The 21,279-nt window shown below is 59.5% G+C and carries 14 protein-coding genes; all 14 read left to right on the plus strand.

Features of this window, described 5'->3' with window-relative positions; all coding sequences use genetic code 11:
- Positions 1 to 7: 7 nt before the first annotated feature.
- The 14 genes from AC1DHT_RS17660 (at position 8) to gspG (ending at position 21,277) form a co-directional block, all read left to right on the plus strand.
- Positions 8 to 2,086 carry a type IV pilus secretin PilQ gene (locus tag AC1DHT_RS17660; RefSeq protein ID WP_427537736.1) on the plus strand — a complete coding sequence of 693 codons (2,079 nt, stop codon included), beginning with the start codon at positions 8 to 10 and terminating at the stop codon, positions 2,084 to 2,086.
- Between the two features lie 4 nt (positions 2,087 to 2,090).
- Positions 2,091 to 2,609, plus strand: a complete 519-nt coding sequence (aroK, locus tag AC1DHT_RS17665) for a shikimate kinase AroK (RefSeq protein WP_427537739.1) — start codon at positions 2,091 to 2,093, stop codon at positions 2,607 to 2,609.
- Positions 2,610 to 2,756: 147 nt separating this feature from the next.
- Complete coding sequence (aroB, locus tag AC1DHT_RS17670; RefSeq protein WP_427537742.1) at positions 2,757 to 3,857, plus strand: 3-dehydroquinate synthase; 1,101 nt, start codon at positions 2,757 to 2,759, stop codon at positions 3,855 to 3,857.
- A 10-nt stretch (positions 3,858 to 3,867) separates the two neighbouring features.
- Entirely contained in the window at positions 3,868 to 5,493 is a 1,626-nt protein-coding gene (locus AC1DHT_RS17675) for an AAA family ATPase (RefSeq protein ID WP_477761418.1), read from the plus strand.
- Between the two features lie 349 nt (positions 5,494 to 5,842).
- Positions 5,843 to 10,288 (plus strand): glutamate synthase large subunit, encoded by a 4,446-nt coding sequence (gene gltB, locus AC1DHT_RS17680; RefSeq protein ID WP_427537748.1) that lies wholly within the window; start codon positions 5,843 to 5,845, stop codon positions 10,286 to 10,288.
- Positions 10,289 to 10,321: 33 nt separating this feature from the next.
- A complete protein-coding gene (locus AC1DHT_RS17685) occupies positions 10,322 to 11,740 on the plus strand; it encodes an FAD-dependent oxidoreductase (protein ID WP_427537751.1) in 1,419 nt (472 codons plus the stop codon).
- 240 nt (positions 11,741 to 11,980) lie between these two features.
- Positions 11,981 to 13,048, plus strand: a complete 1,068-nt coding sequence (gene hemE / locus AC1DHT_RS17690; protein ID WP_427537754.1) for a uroporphyrinogen decarboxylase — start codon at positions 11,981 to 11,983, stop codon at positions 13,046 to 13,048.
- 537 nt (positions 13,049 to 13,585) lie between these two features.
- Positions 13,586 to 15,055 carry an N-acetylglucosamine-binding protein GbpA gene (gene gbpA / locus AC1DHT_RS17695; RefSeq protein ID WP_429539109.1) on the plus strand — a complete coding sequence of 490 codons (1,470 nt, stop codon included), beginning with the start codon at positions 13,586 to 13,588 and terminating at the stop codon, positions 15,053 to 15,055.
- Between the two features lie 85 nt (positions 15,056 to 15,140).
- Entirely contained in the window at positions 15,141 to 15,659 is a 519-nt protein-coding gene (locus tag AC1DHT_RS17700) for a cytochrome b (protein WP_427537760.1), read from the plus strand.
- Positions 15,660 to 16,226 (plus strand): type II secretion system protein N, encoded by a 567-nt coding sequence (locus tag AC1DHT_RS17705; protein WP_427537763.1) that lies wholly within the window; start codon positions 15,660 to 15,662, stop codon positions 16,224 to 16,226.
- On the plus strand, positions 16,227 to 18,125 hold the full coding sequence (gspD, locus tag AC1DHT_RS17710; protein WP_427537766.1) for a type II secretion system secretin GspD: 1,899 nt from the start codon (positions 16,227 to 16,229) through the stop codon (positions 18,123 to 18,125). It abuts the gene before it with no gap.
- A complete protein-coding gene (gene gspE / locus AC1DHT_RS17715) occupies positions 18,122 to 19,603 on the plus strand; it encodes a type II secretion system ATPase GspE (RefSeq protein WP_427537769.1) in 1,482 nt (493 codons plus the stop codon). Before gspD ends, gspE begins: the two co-directional genes overlap by 4 nt.
- Before the next feature lie 3 nt (positions 19,604 to 19,606).
- Positions 19,607 to 20,818 carry a type II secretion system inner membrane protein GspF gene (gene gspF / locus AC1DHT_RS17720; protein WP_427537772.1) on the plus strand — a complete coding sequence of 404 codons (1,212 nt, stop codon included), beginning with the start codon at positions 19,607 to 19,609 and terminating at the stop codon, positions 20,816 to 20,818.
- A gap of 3 nt (positions 20,819 to 20,821) precedes the next feature.
- A complete protein-coding gene (gene gspG / locus AC1DHT_RS17725; RefSeq protein ID WP_427537775.1) occupies positions 20,822 to 21,277 on the plus strand; it encodes a type II secretion system major pseudopilin GspG in 456 nt (151 codons plus the stop codon).
- Positions 21,278 to 21,279: the final 2 nt, after the last annotated feature.

Consider the following 21,279-nt stretch of genomic DNA (forward strand, 5'->3'; position numbering starts at 1 on the left):
TCGTATCATGAACAGGATCTTCTCAACCCTCGGTCTTTCGCTATGGATGGCGCTGCTTTCTCCGATGGTGCAGGCAGCCAATCTCAAAGCGCTGGATGTCGCCGCGCTGCCGGGTGATCGCATCGAGTTGAAACTGGCTTTCGACGGGCCACCGCCGACGCCTCATGGCTATACCACTGATCAGCCGGCACGCATCGCCCTCGATCTGCCGGGTGTGAGCAGCCAACTGGCGAGCAAGACGCGGGATCTGGGAGGCGGCAACGCTCGCAGTGCGACAGTGGTCGAGGCCAAGGACCGCACCCGTTTGATCATCAACCTGACACAGTTGACGCCTTACAGCACGCGAGTCGAGGGCAACACGCTGTTCGTGGTGATTGGGCAGGCTGCCGCTCAGAAACCCCGGCCCGCGGCACCGCGAGTGGCGAGCGCTATGCCAGTGGCAGCCAAGACTTATGCTCCCGTGATCAAGGCCATTCGCGGCGTGGATTTTCAGCGCGGTGCGCAGGGTGAAGGCAATGTCGTCATTGATTTGTCAGACGCCGGTATAAGCCCGGACATCCAGGAACGTGACGGCAAGATCATCCTCACCTTCGCCAAAACCCAGCTGCCTGAACGGTTGCGGGTTCGTCTGGACGTCAAGGATTTCGCCACGCCGGTGCAGTTCGTCAACGCCAGTGCGTCCGCCGATAAAGCGAGCATCAGCATTGAGCCCGGTGGTACATATGACTATTCGACTTACCAGACCGATAACAAGCTGACCGTCAGCGTCCGCCCGATGACCGTCGACGATCTGCAGAAGCGCAACGCAGAGCGCTTCGCCTACAGCGGCGAGAAGCTGTCGTTGAATTTTCAGGACATCGACGTGCGCTCGGTGCTGCAACTGATTGCCGATTTCACCAATCTCAATCTGGTGGCCAGCGACACGGTGCAGGGCAGCATTACCTTGCGCCTGCAAAACGTGCCGTGGGATCAGGCGCTGGATCTGGTGCTCAAGACCAAAGGGTTGGACAAGCGCAAGATCGGCAACGTCTTGCTGGTCGCGCCGGCAGACGAGATTGCCGCCCGCGAGCGCCAGGAGCTGGAGTCGCGCAAGCAGATCGCCGAGCTGGCGCCGCTGCGCCGTGAGCTGTTGCAGGTCAACTACGCCAAGGCGGCGGATATCGCCAAGCTGTTCCAGTCGGTGACCAGCGCCGAGGCGAAAGTCGACGAGCGTGGCTCGATCACTGTCGACGAGCGAACCAACAATATCATCGCCTACCAGACCCAGGATCGCCTGGATGAGCTACGGCGAATCGTCGCTCAGTTGGATATTCCGGTACGCCAGGTGATGATCGAGGCGCGGATCGTCGAAGCCAACGTCGACTACGACAAAAGCCTCGGCGTGCGTTGGGGCGGCTCGGTCCGCAACAAGGGTAACTGGAATGCCTCCGGGGTCAGCAACGGGGCCAACGCCTCATCGACCATTGGTACGCCGGGCAGCACCAGCACCAACTCACCGTTCGTCGACATGGGCGCGGCGGGAAATACGTCGGGGATAGGCATCGCCTTCATCACCGATAACGTGTTGCTGGACCTTGAGCTGACGGCCATGGAGAAGACCGGTAACGGCGAAATCGTCTCTCAACCCAAAGTGGTCACCTCCGACAAGGAAACCGCGAAGATCCTCAAAGGCACGGAAATCCCCTATCAGGAAGCCAGCTCCAGCGGCGCGACATCAGTGGCGTTCAAGGAGGCTTCGCTGTCTCTGGAGGTAACGCCGCAGATCACCCCGGACAACCGCATCATCATGGAGGTCAAGGTCACCAAGGATGAGCCGGACTACCTGAACAAAGTGCAGGATGTTCCGCCGATCAAGAAGAACGAGGTCAATGCCAAGGTACTGGTCAACGATGGCGAAACCATCGTCATTGGCGGGGTTTTCTCAAATACTCAGAGCAAGGTTGTAGATAAGGTGCCATTTCTCGGTGATGTGCCGTATCTTGGCCGCCTTTTCCGGCGTGACGTGGTGTCGGAGAAAAAATCCGAGCTGCTGGTATTTCTCACTCCGCGTATCATGAATAACCAGGCGATTGCTGTGAGTCATTGATTCTGTGCGAAATTTGATTCTTGTTGGGCCGATGGGTGCTGGAAAAAGCACCATCGGTCGCTTGTTGGCCAAAGAGCTGCGCCTGCCGTTCAAGGATTCCGATAAGGAAATTGAATTGCGCACGGGCGCCAATATCCCGTGGATCTTCGACAAAGAAGGCGAACCCGGCTTTCGCGACCGCGAGCAGGCGATGATCGCCGAGCTGTGCGCGCTCGATGGCGTGGTGCTGGCGACGGGCGGTGGCGCGGTGATGCGCGAAGCCAATCGTCTGGCCCTGCATGCTGGCGGGCGCGTGGTGTATCTGCACGCATCCGTCGAGCAGCAGGTCGGGCGCACCGCGCGCGATCGCAATCGTCCGCTGTTGCGTACTGCCGATCCGGCAAAAACCCTCCGGGATCTGCTGGCATTGCGCGATCCGCTGTATCGGGAAATCGCCGACCTGGTGGTGGAAACCGATGAGCGGCCGCCGCGGATGGTAGTCCTGGACATCCTGGAACGCTTGCAGCAGCTGCCTCCCCGTTAATGCACAGGGCGAAATGCGCTATCCTCGGCTCCGGTCATGACCGCTCGAAGGTGTGGCGCATGACGAACGGGCAGCGTCACACACGCAGATGTTGTCAGTCGATAATGTAAGGCACGACGCCTGATTCCAACTTCACTGTGGGGACACATGCAGACACTTAAGGTCGATTTAGGCGAGCGAAGCTACCCGATCCATATTGGCGAAGGGTTGCTGGATCAGCCCGAACTGCTGGCGCCGCATATCGCCGGGCGGCAAGTCGCGATCATCTCCAACGAGACCGTTGCGCCGCTGTATCTAGAGCGTCTGACCCGCAGCCTTGCACAGTTTTCGGTTATTTCCGTGGTTCTGCCCGACGGTGAAGCCTTCAAGAACTGGGAAACCCTGCAAACCATCTTTGACGGCCTGCTCACCGCTCGCCATGACCGCCGCACTACCGTGATCGCCCTGGGCGGCGGTGTGATTGGCGACATGGCCGGTTTTGCCGCCGCCTGTTACCAGCGTGGTGTCGATTTCATCCAGGTTCCGACCACCTTGCTGTCGCAAGTCGACTCTTCGGTGGGCGGCAAGACCGGCATCAACCACCCGTTGGGCAAAAACATGATTGGCGCCTTCTATCAGCCGAACGTCGTGTTGATCGATACCGCCACGCTCAATACCTTGCCGGCTCGCGAGCTGTCGGCGGGTCTGGCGGAAGTCATCAAGTACGGGTTGATCTGCGATGAGCCGTTCCTGACCTGGCTCGAAGACAACGTCGATCGCTTGCGGGCACTGGATCAAACGGCCCTGACCTACGCTATCGAACGCTCCTGCGCGGCCAAGGCTGCTGTGGTCGGTGCCGACGAACGCGAGTCTGGCGTGCGCGCGACGCTCAATTTGGGCCATACCTTCGGCCACGCCATCGAAACCCACATGGGCTATGGTGTCTGGCTACATGGTGAGGCGGTGGCTGCTGGCACTGTAATGGCCCTGGAAATGTCTTCGCGCCTGGGCTGGATCAGCGACCAGGAGCGTGATCGCGGCATTCGCCTGTTCCAGCGGGCCGGGTTGCCGGTCATCCCGCCAGAAGAGATGACAGAAGCCGATTTTCTCGAACACATGGCAATTGACAAGAAAGTAATCGACGGTCGTTTGCGACTGGTATTGTTGCGCCGCATGGGCGAAGCCGTAGTGACCGACGATTATCCGAAAGAGGTTTTACAGGCCACGCTGGGAGCGGATTACCGCGCCCTGGCTCAGCTTAAAGGTTAATAAGATCCCGATGACTAGTTTGCATGCCGACGAGGCGTTCCTCGGCCATTACCAGTTGAGTCACGACCCTTTCGCTCCACGGGTGCCTGGCTTCAAGTTTTTCCCTGCCCAGCGCAAGCCCGTGCTGGGGCAACTGCATCACCTGGCCCGTTACAGCCAGTTGTTGCTGGTGGTTACCGGCCCGCAAGGCAGTGGCAAAACCCTGTTGCGTCAGGCGCTGGTAGCCAGCACCAACAAGCAGTCGGTGCAGAGCGTGGTGGTTTCCGCTCGTGGTGCCGGTGATGCGGCGGGTGTGTTGCGTCAGGTGGCGCAGGCGCTGAACGTTGCCCAGGCTGAAGTCGGCGCGATTCTCAAGCAAGTGGTGCAGCTCGCACTGACCGGTCAGGAAGTCTACTTGCTGGTCGATGACGCCGAGCAACTCGACGAGTCCGCCCTTGAAGCGCTACTGGCGTTGGCGGCGGGTGCGCCGGAAGGTCGTCCGCACGTGTTCCTGTTCGGTGAGTCGTCGCTGATCGYTGAACTTGAGCAACTGAGCACCGAGGAAGAGCGCTTCCACGTCATCGAACTGCAACCTTACGCCGAAGAAGAAACCCGCGAATACCTGGCCCAGCGACTCGAAGGCGCCGGTCAGGGAATCGAACTTTTCTCTGCGAATCAGATCTCTGAGATACACGAAAGCTCCGATGGATGGCCTGGAAACATCAATCAGGTCGCCCGCGATGCGATGATCGAAGCCATGATTGCTAGCCGCTCAGCGGTCAAGCGTCCAAGTATGGGGTTCAATATGCCGAAGAAACACGTATTGGCGATATCTGCCGTAGTCGTGGTCGCGGTGGCCGCAGCCTGGTTGATGCCAGGTCGCAGCAAGGCACCAGCCACCGGCGCGCCCGCCAATGAGCAGGCGCAATTGCCACTGGGCACACCAAAGCCGAACGGCGGTGCTCCGGCGGTCGAGTTCGCCGGTAATACCCAGCCGATGCCATTGCCGCTGGTCGGACAATCGCAGCCGGTTATGCGCGGCCCATTGGCGGAAGCTGCGGGCGGTATCACTGAAGGCGACGACGGCGTGCCGGTCGAAGGCTCCAGCGCCAAACCGCCTACCGTGACCACCACTGCGCCGCCAGCCGGTATTCCGGCCGGTCCGACGCCAGCACCTGCGCCAGCGCCTGCGGCCAAGCCAACACCTGCTGCCAAGCCGGCGCCTGCGCCGACTCAGGTCGCTACCGCCAAGCCTGCTCCTGCACCTGCTCCTGCGGTCAAACCGGCTCCAGTGGCCAAGCCTGCCCCGGTCGCCAAGGCTGTCGAGAAGCCGGTCGAGAAACCGGCGACCGTCGCCAAAGCAGCAACCGGCGGTACCTGGTACGCAGGTCAGGCGCCAGGCAACTATGTGGTGCAAATCCTCGGCACCAGCTCTGAAGCCACGGCGCAGAACTTCGTCAAGGAGCAGGGCGGCGAGTACCGCTATTTCAAGAAAGTCCTCAACGGCAAACCGCTTTACGTCATCACTTACGGTAGCTTCGCCAACCGCGATGCAGCCGTTACCGCCATCAAGGCCTTGCCAGCGAAGGTTCAGGCTGGTAAACCTTGGCCTCGCTCTGTCGCCAGCGTCCAACAGGAACTGGCAACAGCTCGCTGAAGATTCGGCGGCCTTACCCAGGCCGCCTCTCCCGGCACCTCAAAATTTCTGCAAGCGCATGTGGCTGTCAAAGCCGCGTGCCTTGTGGCGTCTGCGTCACAGTAGTCTTTGAGTCGTTGCGGTCAACATTAAAAATGTTTTGACTAGCACAGCATATCGCTTTAAACCTTTCACAAATGCGACATAGATTTGCGACATTTCGTCGTCAAATTTGTGAGCCTCTGTGTCGGTGTGTACAATGACCTCCCTTTTGCCCCCGCAAAGCTGGCGTACGTTCGGCGTGGAAGGTAACTGGCTGAATTGAAAAGAAATTTGTCTCGATAAGAGGCAGCCTGGTGAGAAAGTGTCTATGAAAGCAGGTCTGTACCAACCAGATGAATTCAAGGATAACTGCGGTTTCGGCCTGATAGCCCATATGCAGGGCGAACCCAGTCATACCCTGTTGCAAACGGCCATTGAGGCCCTGACCTGCATGACCCACCGCGGTGGGATCAACGCTGACGGCAAAACCGGCGACGGTTGCGGTCTGCTGATGCAAAAGCCTGACGTGTTCCTGCGAGCGATCGCCCAGGAAACGTTTGGTATTGAATTGCCCAAGCAATACGCCGTGGGCATGGTGTTCTTCAACCAGGACCCGGTAAAAGCCGAAGCGGCTCGCGAGAACATGAACCGCGAGATCCTGGCGGCCGGCCTGCAACTGGTGGGTTGGCGCAAAGTGCCGATCGACACCAGCGTTCTCGGCCGTCTGGCACTCGAGCGCCTGCCACAGATCGAACAAGTGTTCATCGGCGGTGCTGGCCTGAGCGATCAGGACATGGCCGTCAAGCTGTTCACCTCCCGTCGTCGCTCGTCCGTGGCTAACGCCGCCGACCTCGACCACTACGTTTGCAGCTTTTCGCACAAGACCATCATTTACAAAGGCCTGATGATGCCGGCGGATCTGACCGCCTTCTATCCAGACCTCAGCGACCAGCGCCTGCAAACCGCGATCTGCGTGTTCCACCAGCGCTTCTCCACCAACACCCTGCCGAAATGGCCGTTGGCTCAACCGTTCCGCTTCCTCGCGCACAACGGTGAAATCAACACCATCACCGGTAACCGTAACTGGGCCCAGGCCCGCCGCACCAAGTTCACCAACGATCTGATGGATCTGGACGAACTCGGCCCGCTGGTCAACCGCGTGGGTTCCGACTCCTCGAGCATGGACAACATGCTGGAGCTGATGGTCACCGGCGGCATCGACCTGTTCCGTGGCGTGCGGATGATCATTCCGCCAGCGTGGCAGAACGTCGAGACCATGGACGCCGACCTGCGCGCGTTCTACGAATACAACTCGATGCACATGGAGCCGTGGGACGGCCCGGCCGGCGTGGTGATGACCGACGGTCGTTACGCGGTGTGCCTGCTCGACCGTAACGGTCTGCGTCCGGCGCGTTGGGTCACCACCAAAAACGGCTTCATCACCCTGGCCTCGGAAATCGGTGTCTGGAACTACCAGCCTGAAGACGTAATCGCCAAGGGCCGTGTCGGGCCTGGCCAGATTTTCGCCGTGGACACCGAAACCGGTCAGATCCTCGACACCGATGCCATCGACAACCGCTTGAAGTCCCGTCATCCGTACAAGCAATGGCTGCGCAAGAATGCCCTGCGCATCCAGGCGACCATGGAAGACAACGACCACGGTTCGGCGTTCTACGATGTCGATCAGCTCAAGCAATACATGAAGATGTATCAGGTCACGTTCGAAGAACGTGATCAGGTGCTGCGTCCGCTTGGCGAACAAGGCTACGAAGCCGTTGGCTCCATGGGCGACGATACGCCGATGGCCGTTTTGTCCCAGCGTGTACGCACGCCGTACGACTACTTCCGCCAGCAGTTCGCGCAGGTCACCAACCCGCCGATCGACCCGCTGCGTGAAGCCATCGTCATGTCGCTGGAAGTCTGCCTCGGTGCCGAGCGCAACATCTTCCAGGAGTCGCCGGAGCACGCCTCGCGCGTGATCCTCAGCTCGCCGGTCGTTTCCCCGGCCAAGTGGCGCTCGCTGATGAACCTCGATCGTCCGGGCTTCGAACGCCAGGTCATCGACCTCAACTACGACGAGGCGCTGGGCCTTGAAGCCGCAGTGCGCAACATCGCCGACCAGGCCGAAGAAGCCGTGCGTTCCGGGCGTACCCAGATCGTGCTGAGCGACCGTCACATTGCCCCAGGCAAACTGCCGGTTCACGCTTCCCTGGCCACTGGCGCGGTGCACCATCGCCTGACCGAAAAAGGCCTGCGTTGCGACAGCAACATCCTGGTCGAGACCGCGACCGCACGCGATCCGCATCACTTCGCGGTGCTGATCGGTTTCGGCGCCTCTGCGGTGTATCCGTTCCTGGCTTACGAAGTGCTGGGCGACCTGATCCGCACCGGTGAAGTGCTGGGCGACCTCTATGAGGTGTTCAAGAACTACCGCAAAGGCATCACCAAAGGCCTGCTCAAGATCCTCTCGAAGATGGGCATCTCGACCATCACCTCCTATCGCGGAGCACAACTGTTCGAAGCCATCGGCCTGTCTCAGGAAGTTTGCGACCTGAGCTTCCGTGGTGTGCCGAGCCGTATCAAGGGTGCGCGTTTCGTCGACATCGAAGCCGAGCAGAAGGCCTTGGCTGCCGAAGCCTGGAGCCCGCGCAAGCCAATCCAGCAGGGCGGTTTGCTGAAGTTCGTCCACGGTGGCGAATATCACGCGTACAACCCGGACGTGGTCAACACCCTGCAAGCCGCTGTGCAGCAGGGCGACTACAGCAAGTTCAAGGAATACACGGCGCTGGTGGACAACCGTCCGGTGTCGATGATCCGCGACCTGTTCAAGGTCAAGACCCTTGAGAAGCCGCTGGATATCAGCGAAATCGAACCACTGGAATCGGTGCTCAAGCGCTTCGACTCTGCCGGCATCTCCCTCGGCGCGCTGTCGCCGGAAGCTCACGAAGCCCTGGCCGAAGCCATGAACCGCCTGGGTGCGCGTTCCAACTCCGGCGAAGGCGGCGAAGATCCGGCGCGTTACGGCACCATCAAGAGCTCGAAAATCAAGCAGGTGGCCACCGGCCGTTTCGGTGTGACCCCGGAATACCTGGTCAACGCCGAAGTGCTGCAGATCAAGGTCGCGCAGGGCGCCAAGCCCGGCGAAGGCGGTCAGCTGCCAGGCGGCAAGGTCAACGGTCTGATCGCCAAGCTGCGCTATGCAGTGCCGGGCGTGACGCTGATTTCGCCACCGCCGCACCACGACATCTATTCGATCGAAGACTTGTCGCAGCTGATTTTCGACCTGAAACAAGTCAACCCGAAGGCCCTGGTCTCGGTGAAGCTGGTAGCGGAAGCGGGCGTTGGCACTATCGCCGCTGGTGTGGCCAAGGCCTATGCCGACCTGATCACCATTTCCGGTTACGACGGCGGCACCGGCGCATCGCCGCTGACCTCGATCAAGTACGCGGGCGCTCCGTGGGAACTCGGCCTGGCTGAAACCCACCAGACCCTGCGCGGCAACGACTTGCGCGGCAAGGTTCGGGTGCAGACTGACGGCGGTCTGAAAACCGGCCTCGACGTGATCAAAGCGGCGATTCTCGGCGCTGAAAGCTTTGGCTTCGGCACCGCGCCAATGATCGCCCTGGGCTGCAAATACCTGCGCATCTGCCACCTGAACAACTGCGCCACCGGCGTGGCGACTCAGAACGAAAAACTGCGCAAGGACCACTACATCGGTACGGTCGACATGGTGGTGAATTTCTTCACCTACGTCGCTGAAGAAACCCGTGAGTGGCTGGCGAAGCTGGGCGTACGTTCCCTCGAAGAGCTGATCGGTCGCACCGATCTGCTGGACATCCTCGAAGGCCAGACCGCCAAGCAGCAACACCTGGACCTGACGCCGTTGCTCGGCAGCGATCACATCCCGGCAGACAAGCCACAGTTCTGTCAGGTCGACCGCAACCCGCCGTTCGACAAAGGCCTGCTGGCCGAGAAGATGGTCGAGATGGCCACTTCGGCGATCAACGACCTGAGCGGCGCCGACTTCGCTCTGGATATCTGCAACTGCGACCGTTCGATCGGCGCGCGGATCTCCGGTGAAATCGCTCGCAAACACGGCAACCAGGGCATGGCCAATGCGCCGATCACCTTCCGCTTCAAAGGGACGGCCGGTCAGAGCTTTGGTGTGTGGAACGCCGGCGGCCTGAACATGTACCTCGAAGGCGATGCCAACGACTATGTCGGCAAAGGCATGACGGGCGGCAAACTGGTCATCGTTCCGCCAAAAGGCAGCGTCTACAAGACTCAGGACAGCGCCATTATCGGCAACACCTGCCTGTACGGCGCCACCGGCGGCAAGCTGTTTGCCGCCGGTACCGCGGGCGAGCGTTTCGCGGTGCGCAACTCCGGTGCTCATACCGTGGTGGAAGGCACTGGCGATCACTGCTGCGAGTACATGACCGGTGGTTTCGTCTGCGTACTGGGCAAGACCGGCTACAACTTCGGCTCAGGCATGACCGGTGGTTTCGCCTACGTGCTCGACCAGGACAACACCTTCGTTGACCGGGTCAACCACGAACTGGTTGAAATCCAGCGGATCAGCGGTGAGGCGATGGAAGCCTATCGCAGCCACCTGCAACGCGTGCTGAACGAATACGTCGAGGAAACCGACAGCGAGTGGGGTCGTAACCTCGCTGAGAACCTCGATGACTACTTGCGTCGGTTCTGGTTGGTCAAGCCTAAGGCTGCCAGCTTGAAATCGTTGCTTTCCAGCACCCGTGCCAACCCGCAGTGATATGCGCCTGAAGAGTTTGATGAGGTTTTAACAATGGCTGAACGTCTGAATAATGACTTCCAGTTCATCGAGGTCGGGCGCAAAGATCCGAAGAAGAAACTGTTGCGTCAACGCAAGAAAGAGTTCGTGGAGATCTACGAACCCTTCAAACCCCAGCAGTCGGCCGACCAGGCCCACCGCTGCCTGGGCTGCGGTAACCCGTATTGCGAATGGAAGTGCCCGGTGCACAACTTCATTCCCAACTGGCTGAAGCTGGTGGCCGAGGGCAACATCCTCGCCGCCGCCGAACTGTCGCACCAGACCAACACCCTGCCTGAAGTCTGCGGCCGCGTGTGCCCGCAGGACCGTCTGTGCGAGGGTGCGTGCACCCTTAACGACGGCTTCGGCGCGGTGACCATCGGTTCGGTCGAGAAGTACATCACCGACACCGCATTCGCCATGGGCTGGCGCCCGGACATGTCCAAGGTCAAGCCGACCGGCAAGCGTGTCGCGGTGATTGGTGCAGGCCCTGCTGGCCTGGGTTGTGCCGACGTGTTGGTACGCGGTGGCGTGACCCCGGTGGTGTTCGACAAGAACCCGGAAATCGGCGGTCTGCTGACTTTCGGCATCCCCGAGTTCAAGCTGGAAAAGACCGTGCTGAGCAATCGTCGCGAAGTCTTCACCGGCATGGGCATCGAGTTCCGCCTGAATACCGAAATCGGCAAGGACGTGAGCATCGAGCAACTGCTCGAAGAATACGATGCCGTGTTCATGGGCATGGGCACCTACACCTACATGAAGGGCGGCTTTGCCGGTGAGGACCTGCCGGGCGTCTATGACGCGCTGGACTTCCTGATTGCCAACGTCAACCGCAACCTGGGCTTTGAAAAGTCGCCGGAAGATTTCGTCGACATGAAGGGCAAGAAGGTCGTGGTACTGGGCGGTGGTGACACGGCGATGGACTGCAACCGCACCTCGATCCGCCAGGGCGCCAAGTCGGTGACCTGTGCCTATCGTCGTGACGAAGCGAACATGCCGGGCTCGCGCAAAGAGGTGAAGAACGCCAAGGAAGAAGGCGTGAAATTCCTCTACAACCGTCAGCCAATCGCCATCGTCGGTGAGGACAGGGTCGAAGGCGTGAAGGTGGTCGAGACCCGTCTCGGCGAACCGGACGCCCGTGGCCGTCGCAGCCCCGAGCCGATCCCGGGTTCCGAAGAGATCATCCCGGCCGACGCCGTGGTCATCGCGTTCGGTTTCCGTCCAAGCCCGGCGCCGTGGTTCGAGCAGTTCAGTATCCAGACCGACAGCCAGGGTCGCGTTGTGGCCCCCGAACTTGGCCAGTACAAGCACCAGACCAGCAACCCGAAGATCTTCGCCGGTGGCGACATGGTGCGTGGTTCCGACCTGGTGGTGACGGCGATCTTCGAAGGCCGTAATGCGGCTGAAGGGATCCTGGATTACCTGGGCGTCTGATCAGACGACACAAAACCCTGTGGGAGCGAGCCTGCTCGCGATAGCGGTGGATCAGCCAACAGAGATGTTGAATGTGAAGCCCTCATCGCGAGCAGGCTCGCTCCCACATTGGTTTCAGGGTGTTGCGCAGAGTGTGTTCCAGCGCGACAAATTGACCCGATAGACAAAAGGTGCGGCGCTTGCCGTGCCTTTTGCGTCGCGCTCTGAGAAAATGCCCGCACTTTTTTTCCGGATGCCGACATGACTGCCCTGAAGAACGACCGTTTCCTTCGCGCCCTGCTCAAGCAACCCGTAGACGTCACCCCTGTGTGGATGATGCGTCAGGCCGGTCGCTACCTGCCGGAATACCGCGCCAGCCGTGCCAAGGCCGGTGATTTCATGAGCCTGTGCATGAACCCGGAGTTCGCTTGTGAAGTCACGATGCAGCCGCTCGACCGTTATCCACAGCTGGATGCGGCGATCCTCTTCTCCGACATCCTGACCATTCCCGATGCCATGGGCCAAGGCCTGTACTTCGAAACCGGCGAAGGTCCGCGCTTCAAGAAAGTCGTCAGCACCCTGGCCGACGTCGAAGCCCTGCCAATTCCTGATCCACAGAAAGACCTCGGCTACGTCATGGATGCGGTCAGCACCATTCGCCGTGAGCTGAACGGCCGCGTGCCGCTGATCGGCTTCTCCGGCAGCCCATGGACCCTGGCCACCTACATGGTCGAAGGCGGCTCGTCGAAAGACTTCCGCAAGACCAAGGCCATGCTCTACGACAACCCGCAAGCCATGCACCTGCTGCTGGATAAACTCGCACAGTCGGTCACCTCCTACCTCAACGGCCAGATTATGGCCGGCGCGCAAGCGGTACAGATCTTCGACACTTGGGGCGGTAACCTCTCGGCAGCGGCGTACCAGGAGTTCTCCCTGGCCTACATGCGCAAAATTGTCAGCGGTCTGATCCGCGAGCATGAAGGCCGCAAAGTGCCGGTCATCCTGTTCACCAAAAACGGCGGCCTGTGGCTGGAAAGCATCGCCGATGCCGGTGCAGATGCCCTGGGGCTGGACTGGACCTGCGACATCGGCGAAGCCCGCCAGCGTGTCGGCAGCAAAGTTGCGCTGCAAGGCAACATGGACCCGACCGTACTCTACGCAAAACCAGAAGCCATTCGCGCTGAAGTTGGCCGCATCCTTGCCAGCTACGGCAAAGGCAGTGGCCACGTGTTCAACCTCGGCCATGGCATCACCCCGGAAGTCGACCCGGAACACGCCGGCGCCTTCCTGCGTGCGGTGCATGAGCTTTCAGCGCAATACCATCAGTAATTCATAGCAACCTGCCCGGCCTCAGCGCCAGGCAGGTTTTGCGCCCTCGATAATCCATACTCACTTCCTCAGACCGTCCTGGCTGCTGGCGTTTGCTTGCCTGTCATATTGACGTTTTTCTTTGGCGGCGGATGTGTTAGTTGTTTACTTTTGAGCAGCCTTTACGCGCTGAATCTTTAAGAAATATCTCATCTCTATGTAAGGCGATATTACCTTTCTTGTCCGATTAGTTCGATTGCCGATATTCCCTGCCTGATTATTAGATTTATCCTACATAGAATAAAAGTTTCTGGCGGTAAAGTGCCATTCTCAACGTTTCCAACGCGACCTGTATGGCAAGCATGTCATAAAAACTGCCGTAGCATTACTGCTGCGCAAGCGTTAGTTGCTGGCGTTCAGTCATATTGTTTTTACAGGATGCTTGCATAAACTCGGGGGAATGTTGGAAGCATGGGGGTGCGATAAGGATTTGTAAGTCTTCGTCGAGTTGATGAGGGCTTGCAAGTGATTCTTAATGATTAAGTCGGAACTAATAATATGAAAAACACTATTTCCAAAGGAGGTGCATTAACAGGATGTGCTTCCTCACTGACGCTGTTGGCGGCATTGTTGTCTTCACAACATGTTGCCGCCCATGGCTATTTGAATGAACCTCCCTCCCGTGCTTTTCTTTGCCAGAAAGGTCTGAACAAAGACTGTGGCGGCGCACAGTACGAACCGCAAAGTGTGGGTGAAACTTTCAAAGGTTTCCCGAACGGTGTGGGTGGTGCTCCGGGTCAAGGCCCGATTGACGGCAAGATCGCCAGTGGCGGTATTGCACTGTTTTCCGCGGTCGATGCTCAGTCCGCTACTCGTTGGCATTTGACTGAAATCAAGGACCGTTCGCTCGATTTCGATTGGAAATACACCGCCGCACATCCTGCCACCAAGCATGAGTACTTCATTACCAAAAACGGCTGGAACCCGAATGAGCCGCTCAAACGCGCTTCTTTCGAAACCACGCCGTTTTGTTTTGTCGACGGCGGTAATGTTCTGCCGGTTTCCGGGGACAAACACGCTTGCGTGATTCCGGATGACAAGACCGGCCACCATGTGATTCTGGGTATCTGGACTGTTGGTGATACCGCTGCGGCGTTCCACAACGTCGTTGACGTCAACATTCTTGCCGAGGCCGCATTGCCTGGCGGCTGGAACTCTGTTGGCGCCATCACCCCTGCAACCACCCTGATTGCCGGGGACAAGGTCAAGGCTCGCGCCTTTACCCATAGCGGTGAAAGCGCGCAGTACAGTGTCGAGATCACCGTCGATAACGCTGATGAAGGCAAACCGGAGAACTGGTCGTTCAAGTTGGCCGAGCAGATCAACAAGACCCAGACGTTGATAAAAGCCGGCATTCGCGATGAGCAAGGCAACATCGAGCCGGTCAAAGGCATGAACAAGCTATACGCCCAGAAAGAAAGCGGCATCACTCGTTATGAAGTGGCGCTGGACATGCAGGAGGATATCGACGCTCGCATGGAGTTTGGTGGCCTGGCGCCAGAGCATGAACTGGTGAAAGGCGTTGGCAAGGTCGCGGTCCCGATCGTCAACAACCGCACGATGATCATCGAAGCGACCATTTTCGATGACAGCAACAAGCAAGTGGGTTTCACCCGGCAACAGGTGGCGGCACAGAGCAACACTGTACTGAATGTCGATGTACGTTCTGCACCGGGCAAGCATGGCGTGAAGCTGGTGGGCACCACGGAAGACGGTCGTACCACTCGTCAAGCCTTCGAAGAAACCCAATTCACCGGCGAGGGCGGTGCGCAAGAGTACGACTTCGAGTTCCCGAATAATGTTCGCCAATACACCGCGGGGACCAAGGTACTGCAGCCTAAAAACGGTTTGGTTTATGAGTGCAAACCATTCCCTTATTCGGGTTACTGCATGCAATACAGTGAAACGGCACAAGGTTTCGAGCCGGGTTACGGCAGTGACTGGACGATGGCCTGGGATCAAAAATAAGTTGATCTGACACCGCCCCGGGTAATCCTGATTCTTGATTGCCCGGAGTGGTGTGCTCTCAATGTTATTGGGTGAGTGCATTTAAATGAAAACTTCATCGTATACGAAGTTGCAAAAATTTCTGCACTGGCTTTCTGCTGTCATTATTATCTGGGCACTGGCCAGTGGTTTTTATGTGTCGCTGTTTGAAGTGGATGTATCGGTCAAGGAATGGGTAGCCTTTGTTAATGTGTCGTTGACAACCGCGTTTTTGCCTTTTTTCGCTTTAAGACTTTATCTTTCTTCGAGTGGGCGTCGTTCTGATACTGGGCGATATCGGACGGTGAGCGAAGTGTTGGCGTTATGCGTGCATCGGCTTATTTATCTGGCCGTTAGTGTGGTGTTGGTGACGGGTGTGCTCATGATGGACCGTGCCATTAATGTTTTTGATCTCTTTTCTATTCCTCAACCTCTGGAAGACCCTTACTGGATTCTACTGTTTCTGACGATTCATATTTGGGCGTGTCTCGTACTGGCAGTGTTGATTGCCTTGCACATTACTGCGGTCATCAAACATGAAGTATCGGGACGCCGTGTGCTTGTAAACATGTGGTTTCACCGCTGAATGGGCAAGCCATTGACGCTGGACTCTTTATTCACGGCAATGTCCACAGGCTGGCCAACGCTGCTCGGGGCCATCCTGTGGATATTGCCGCTGGGGTACGGCGTTTACCTGTTTGCCAACGAACAGACGCTACGCGATGAGTCATCTATGCAAGCCGAGCGGCCGGTACGGCTGCCACCGGATACGCAACCGATGCCTGAATTCAACCCTGACGCTATCGCGACGGTGATGGGGCTGTCCACGCAAACGGCAACACTGCGCAGTGCTGAACCGCTGACCTTGCGCGCCAGTTTTGTCTCCAGCACCGGGCTTTCGCGGGCGTTGCTGGCGGGTGCTGACGGTGAACGTTTGTATCAGGTCGGCGACAGCTTGCCCGGCGGCAGTGTGCTGCGGCGGGTTGAAGTGTCCAGGGTGGTGCTGTGGCGCAAAGGTCGCGAGGAGTTGCTGGCCCTGCAACCCGCTACCGAGCGCACCTTGTTGACGATCAAACCTGCCGACACCCGATCCGATCCCGCACCTGCCCTTATTCACTTTCGGCCAACCGCTGATTTGCCAAAGAGTCACTGAATGAACCGCTCGAATTGTTTTCGCACCTACGGCGCACTGCTGCGCGCCCTGGGCATTGCAGTCCTGTTGCTCTCGGGTTGGGTAGCGGCTGAAGAACAGCGTTGGCAACTGGCGATGAACAACGCTGAACTAAGGGACGTCGTTGCCGAAATGTCGTCGATTCTGGACACGACCGTGATCCTCGACCCCAAGGTTCAAGGGCGAATCACGGTCATGTCCGGACAAGCGCTGGATCGCGAGGGCGTCCGACGGTTGTTCTATTCGGTACTCGATGCTCACAACTTCACGGTGATCGATCAAGGCGACCGAATACTCATCACACCGGTTGCCGAAGCCAAGACCCGTGCCAGTCAGGGGGACCCGCGCACGTCTCGCGATGGACAGTTCGTGACCGAGGTCATCGCCCTCGGTGCCAGCTCGGCTGCTGACCTGGCCGGTCTGGTCCGACCGCTGGTCTCGACCAATGGCTATGTGGGGCCGTCGGTCTCGGCCAACGCGCTGGTGGTCACCGATACCGCGAGCAATGTTCGGCGGATTGGGCAAGTGGTACGGCAACTTGATTCCGGGGCGAAAAATGCTCATACCATTGTTGTGCTACGCCATGGTCTGGCAGCCGATATCGCCACAGTGATGGAGGCGTCACTGGGCAAGTCCGGAGCCGAGGCCGGAAGCCTGGTGATTCCGGACCCCCGGGCCAATCGCCTGGTGGTTGTCGGGCCGCCGGTAGCGCGCGAGCGCCTGGTCCGGTTGGCCCGCTCGCTGGACATTCCGGCGACGACCAAACTTGATAACGCTCGGGTGATCCGTTTGCACCACAGCGATGCCAAGCAGTTGGCCGAGGTGCTGGATGCACTGGGGCAGGGGTTCAAGCCACAGTCGAGTAGCCGCGGTTCAAAAGAACCGGTATCGGCCACGCCGGTCATGGTAAAGGCCGACGAACGCCAGAATGCACTGGTGATTTTCGCCGATCCCGCGCAATTGCGGACGTTGGAGAACATCGTTCGTGAACTGGATCAACCGCGTGCCCAGGTGCTGATTCACGCAGCCATCGTGGAGATTTCCGGTGACATCGTCGAAGCGCTTGGTGTGCAGTGGGGGCTGGACAGTGGAAGCGCGAAAGGGATCATCAACTTTCCGGGGACCGGGGTTCCGGTGCTTGGCGGGTTCAATGTCGACGACAAGAACCCGGCCCCGGAAGGTTCATTGCTGCGGCTCGGTGGCGGCAATTTTGGCGCACTGATTTCAGCTCTGGCCAGTAACAGCCGCAGCAACCTGCTGTCGACGCCGAGCCTGCTGACCCTGGACAACCAGGAAGCAGAAATCATCGTCGGCCAGAACGTACCGTTCAAGACCGGCTCCTACGCCACCAACAGCAGCGGTGCAGACAACCCCTTCACCACGGTTGAGCGCAAGGATGTCGGGATCAGCCTGAAGATTCGTCCGCACATCAACGAAGGTTCGATCCTGCGTCTGGAGGTCGAACAGGAGATCTCCGACATCGCGCCTTCGGTGTCCGGTGTGGATTCTTCCGACCTGATTACCAACAAGCGTGCCCTCAAAAGCACGATCCTCGCCAACGATGGCGAAATCATCGTGATCGGCGGCCTCATCAAAGACAGCGTTCGAACCCAGGAAAGCGGGGTGCCGGTGTTGCGCAGCATTCCTTATCTCGGTGCGCTGTTTCGCTGGACGAAAGACACCCAGACCAAAAGTAACCTGATGGTGTTTTTGCGCCCGACCATCGTGCGCACCCGGCAGGATATCGCCGAAATCAGCGAGGACCGCTACAAGGCCTTGCGGGATCTGAGTCAACCGACGGCTCGCCAGAACCATTCGTTGTTACTGCCCGATGATCCGCATCAGCTATTCGACGAGGCCCGTGAGCGCCGCGCCCCATGACGAGCCTGACGGGTTACATCGAGCAGCTGCCATTCGGTTTCGCCCGGCGCTTGGGGGTGTTGCTGGAAGGTTCGGGCGAGGCGTTGAGCCTGTCGATCCGCAGCGATACGCCGTTGACCGCACTGGCGGAAGTTCGGCGTGTGACGGGGCGCGATCTACCTGTTCAGGTCCTTGAACCTGCGATGTTCGCGACACGGCTGGCGAGCGCTTACGGCGTAGGTCAAAGCGCCGCCGAACAGGTCGCCCAAGGGCTGGACGAAGAACTCGATCTGTTGAGCCTGGCCGATCAGCTTCCGCAGACCGCCGACCTGCTCGAACAGGACGGTGACGCGCCGATCATCCGGCTGATCAATGCGTTGCTCAGTGAGGCGGTGCGCGAAAAAGCCTCGGATGTTCACCTGGAAACCTTCGAGCAGTACCTGTTGGTGCGGATGCGGGTGGATGGGCAATTGCGTGAGGTACTCAGACCCCGGCGTGAGTTGGCCAATTTGCTGGTGTCACGGATCAAGGTCATGGCTCGCCTCGATATCGCTGAAAAGCGCGTGCCGCAGGACGGTCGCATTGCGCTGCGCCTGGCCGGGCATGAGGTCGATGTGCGGGTCTCGACTCTGCCGTCTGCGCATGGCGAGCGAGTGGTGTTGCGACTGCTCGACAAACAAGCCGGACGCCTCGACTTGCAGCGCCTGGGTATGCCGCCCGACACCCTGGCACGCTTTCAGCGGATTCTTGGCAGGCCCCACGGGATTTTCCTGGTGACCGGCCCTACCGGCTCCGGCAAGACCACCAGCCTGTATGCGGCGCTGGCCAGTCTCAACGACCAGACGCGCAATATTCTCACGGTGGAGGATCCGATCGAGTATCACCTGCCGGGGATTGGCCAGACGCCGGTCAATCCAAAGGTCGAGATGACGTTCGCCCGGGGCCTGCGGGCGATTCTGCGCCAGGACCCGGATGTGGTGATGGTCGGTGAAATCCGGGACCGGGAAACCGCCGAAATTGCCGTGCAGGCGTCGTTGACCGGACACCTGGTGTTATCGACCTTGCACACCAACAGCGCGGTTGGCGCGGTCACCCGGTTGCTGGACATGGGCGTCGACGCCTACTTGCTGGCGTCGTCGTTGATCGGTGTGCTCGCCCAGCGCTTGTTACGAACCCTCTGTCCACACTGCAAGCACGCCTATGAAGCCGATGCTGTCGACTGCCAGAGCTTGGGCGTTGCCGGCGACCGTACTGTGCGGCTATTCAAGGCCAGCGGATGCGCCCGATGCCAACAGGGTTACCGGGGGCGGGTCGGCATGTACGAGTTGATCAGCATGAGCCCGACGCTGTCCGCGCTGGTTCATCAGGGCGCCAGTGAACAGGCGTTGGCGGACGAGGCGCGGACGCTGTCGCGCAGCCTGTTCCAGGACGGTCAGCGGCTGGTGCTTGAGGGTGTCACCAGTCTCGATGAATTGCTGCGCGTCAGCCAGGAGGACTAGCCGGTGCCGGGATTCGAATACCGCGCCCAGGACCGCAGTGGCCGTCAGTCCCGAGGTGTGCTGGAGGCCGACAGCCCACGGCATGCCCGGCAGATGTTGCGTGAACGGGGTTTGTTACCCAGTCACGTCGGCGAGGCGAAATACCAGGGCACTCGGGCGGGGATTTTTGCGAATGCCGTGAAGCTGAGCTCCGGCGAACTGGCGCTGCTGACGTTGCAGTTATCCACGCTGATCCAGGCCGGTCTGCCCCTCGAGGAGGCCTTGCGAGCGGTTGCGGCGCAGAGCGAAAAGCGCAAGGTCAACGCCTTGCTCTCAGCGGTGCGGGCGCGAGTGATGGAAGGTTATGCATTGGCGGCGGCGCTGGGTGGATTTCCCCGGGCGTTCCCCGAACTGTTTCGCGCCACCATCGCGGCAGGTGAGCGCTCCGGGCATCTGGGTCATGTGCTTGAACAGTTGGCGGCCTACACGGAGGCTCGTCAGGCGTCGCGTCAGCGAATTCAGCTGGCGCTGGTTTACCCGATGATTCTGATGGTCGCTTCGCTGGCCATCGTCGGCTTCCTGCTCGGCTATGTGGTGCCGGATGTGGTGAAGATTTTCGTCGACAGCGGTCAGCCGTTACCGCTGCTGACCCGGGGCATGATTCTGCTCAGCGACGGTCTGCGTCGTCATGGCCTGACTCTGTTGGGGCTGTTGTCGGTGTTGGTATTCCTGGGGCGTTGGGCGTTGGTCCAGCCACCTCTGCGTGTGCGCTGGCACGCACTGGTGTTGCGTTTGCCGTTGTTGGGTGGAGTGTTGCGGGCCATGGAGGCGGCGCGTTTTGCCAGCACCCTGGCGATCCTCGGCAAGAGCGCGGTGCCGTTGGTCGATGCCCTGGAAATCGCTGCTGCCGTCATTGGCAACCTGACGATTCGCACGCGCATGCGTGATGTTGCGCGTTCGGTACGTGAGGGCGGCACCCTGACCCATGGCCTGGAACAAGGCGGCGATATACCGCCGATGATGTTGCACATGATCGCCAGTGGCGAGCGTGCCGGTGAACTCGACAGCATGCTGGCGAGGGCTGCCGAGCAGCAGGAAAAGACCCTGGCAGCGCGCATCGCGCTGGTTGTCAGCCTGTTCGAGCCGGTCATGTTGGTGCTGATGGGCGGCGTCGTGCTGCTGATCGTCATGGCCATTCTTTTACCCATTCTTAGCCTGAACCAACTGGTGAGTTGATCGATGAATCCTGTCCGTAATACTTCAGCCAAGCGTCAGCGTGGCTTTACCCTGATCGAAATCATGGTGGTGGTGGTCATCATCGGTGTGCTGGGCGCCATCGTCGTGCCGCAGTTCATGAGCCGGCCCGATCAGGCCAAGGTCACCGCGGCCCGCACCGACATCCTGGCGATCTCCACCAGCCTTGAAATGTACCGCCTCGACAACTTCAGCTACCCCACCACCCAGCAAGGGCTGGAAGCGTTGGTCAAACGGCCGCTGGGCGCACCGGTACCGAGAAACTGGAGTCCGCAGGGTTATCTCAAAAGTCTGCCGGTGGACCCTTGGGGAACGCCGTATCAGTACCTCAATCCCGGGGTGAATTCGCTCGATGGCGGCTATGACCTGTACTCCTTTGGCGCTGACGGTGTGTCCGGTGGCGAAGGCCATGGGGCAGACATCGGCAACTGGGGAGATTGACC

Source organism: Pseudomonas sp. 05N432 (assembly GCF_056396945.1).

Bases quoted from the DNA above. Each gene is read 5' to 3' on its own strand.
- AC1DHT_RS17660 (WP_427537736.1), top strand. From the start codon at position 8: ATGAACAGGATCTTCTCAACCCTCGGTCTTTCGCTATGGATGGCGCTG.
- aroB (WP_427537742.1), top strand. From the start codon at position 2,757: ATGCAGACACTTAAGGTCGATTTAGGCGAGCGAAGCTACCCGATCCAT.
- gltB (WP_427537748.1), top strand. From the start codon at position 5,843: ATGAAAGCAGGTCTGTACCAACCAGATGAATTCAAGGATAACTGCGGT.
- AC1DHT_RS17685 (WP_427537751.1), top strand. From the start codon at position 10,322: ATGGCTGAACGTCTGAATAATGACTTCCAGTTCATCGAGGTCGGGCGC.
- hemE (WP_427537754.1), top strand. From the start codon at position 11,981: ATGACTGCCCTGAAGAACGACCGTTTCCTTCGCGCCCTGCTCAAGCAA.
- gbpA (WP_429539109.1), top strand. From the start codon at position 13,586: ATGAAAAACACTATTTCCAAAGGAGGTGCATTAACAGGATGTGCTTCC.
- AC1DHT_RS17700 (WP_427537760.1), top strand. From the start codon at position 15,141: ATGAAAACTTCATCGTATACGAAGTTGCAAAAATTTCTGCACTGGCTT.
- AC1DHT_RS17705 (WP_427537763.1), top strand. From the start codon at position 15,660: ATGGGCAAGCCATTGACGCTGGACTCTTTATTCACGGCAATGTCCACA.
- gspD (WP_427537766.1), top strand. From the start codon at position 16,227: ATGAACCGCTCGAATTGTTTTCGCACCTACGGCGCACTGCTGCGCGCC.
- gspE (WP_427537769.1), top strand. From the start codon at position 18,122: ATGACGAGCCTGACGGGTTACATCGAGCAGCTGCCATTCGGTTTCGCC.
- gspG (WP_427537775.1), top strand. From the start codon at position 20,822: ATGAATCCTGTCCGTAATACTTCAGCCAAGCGTCAGCGTGGCTTTACC.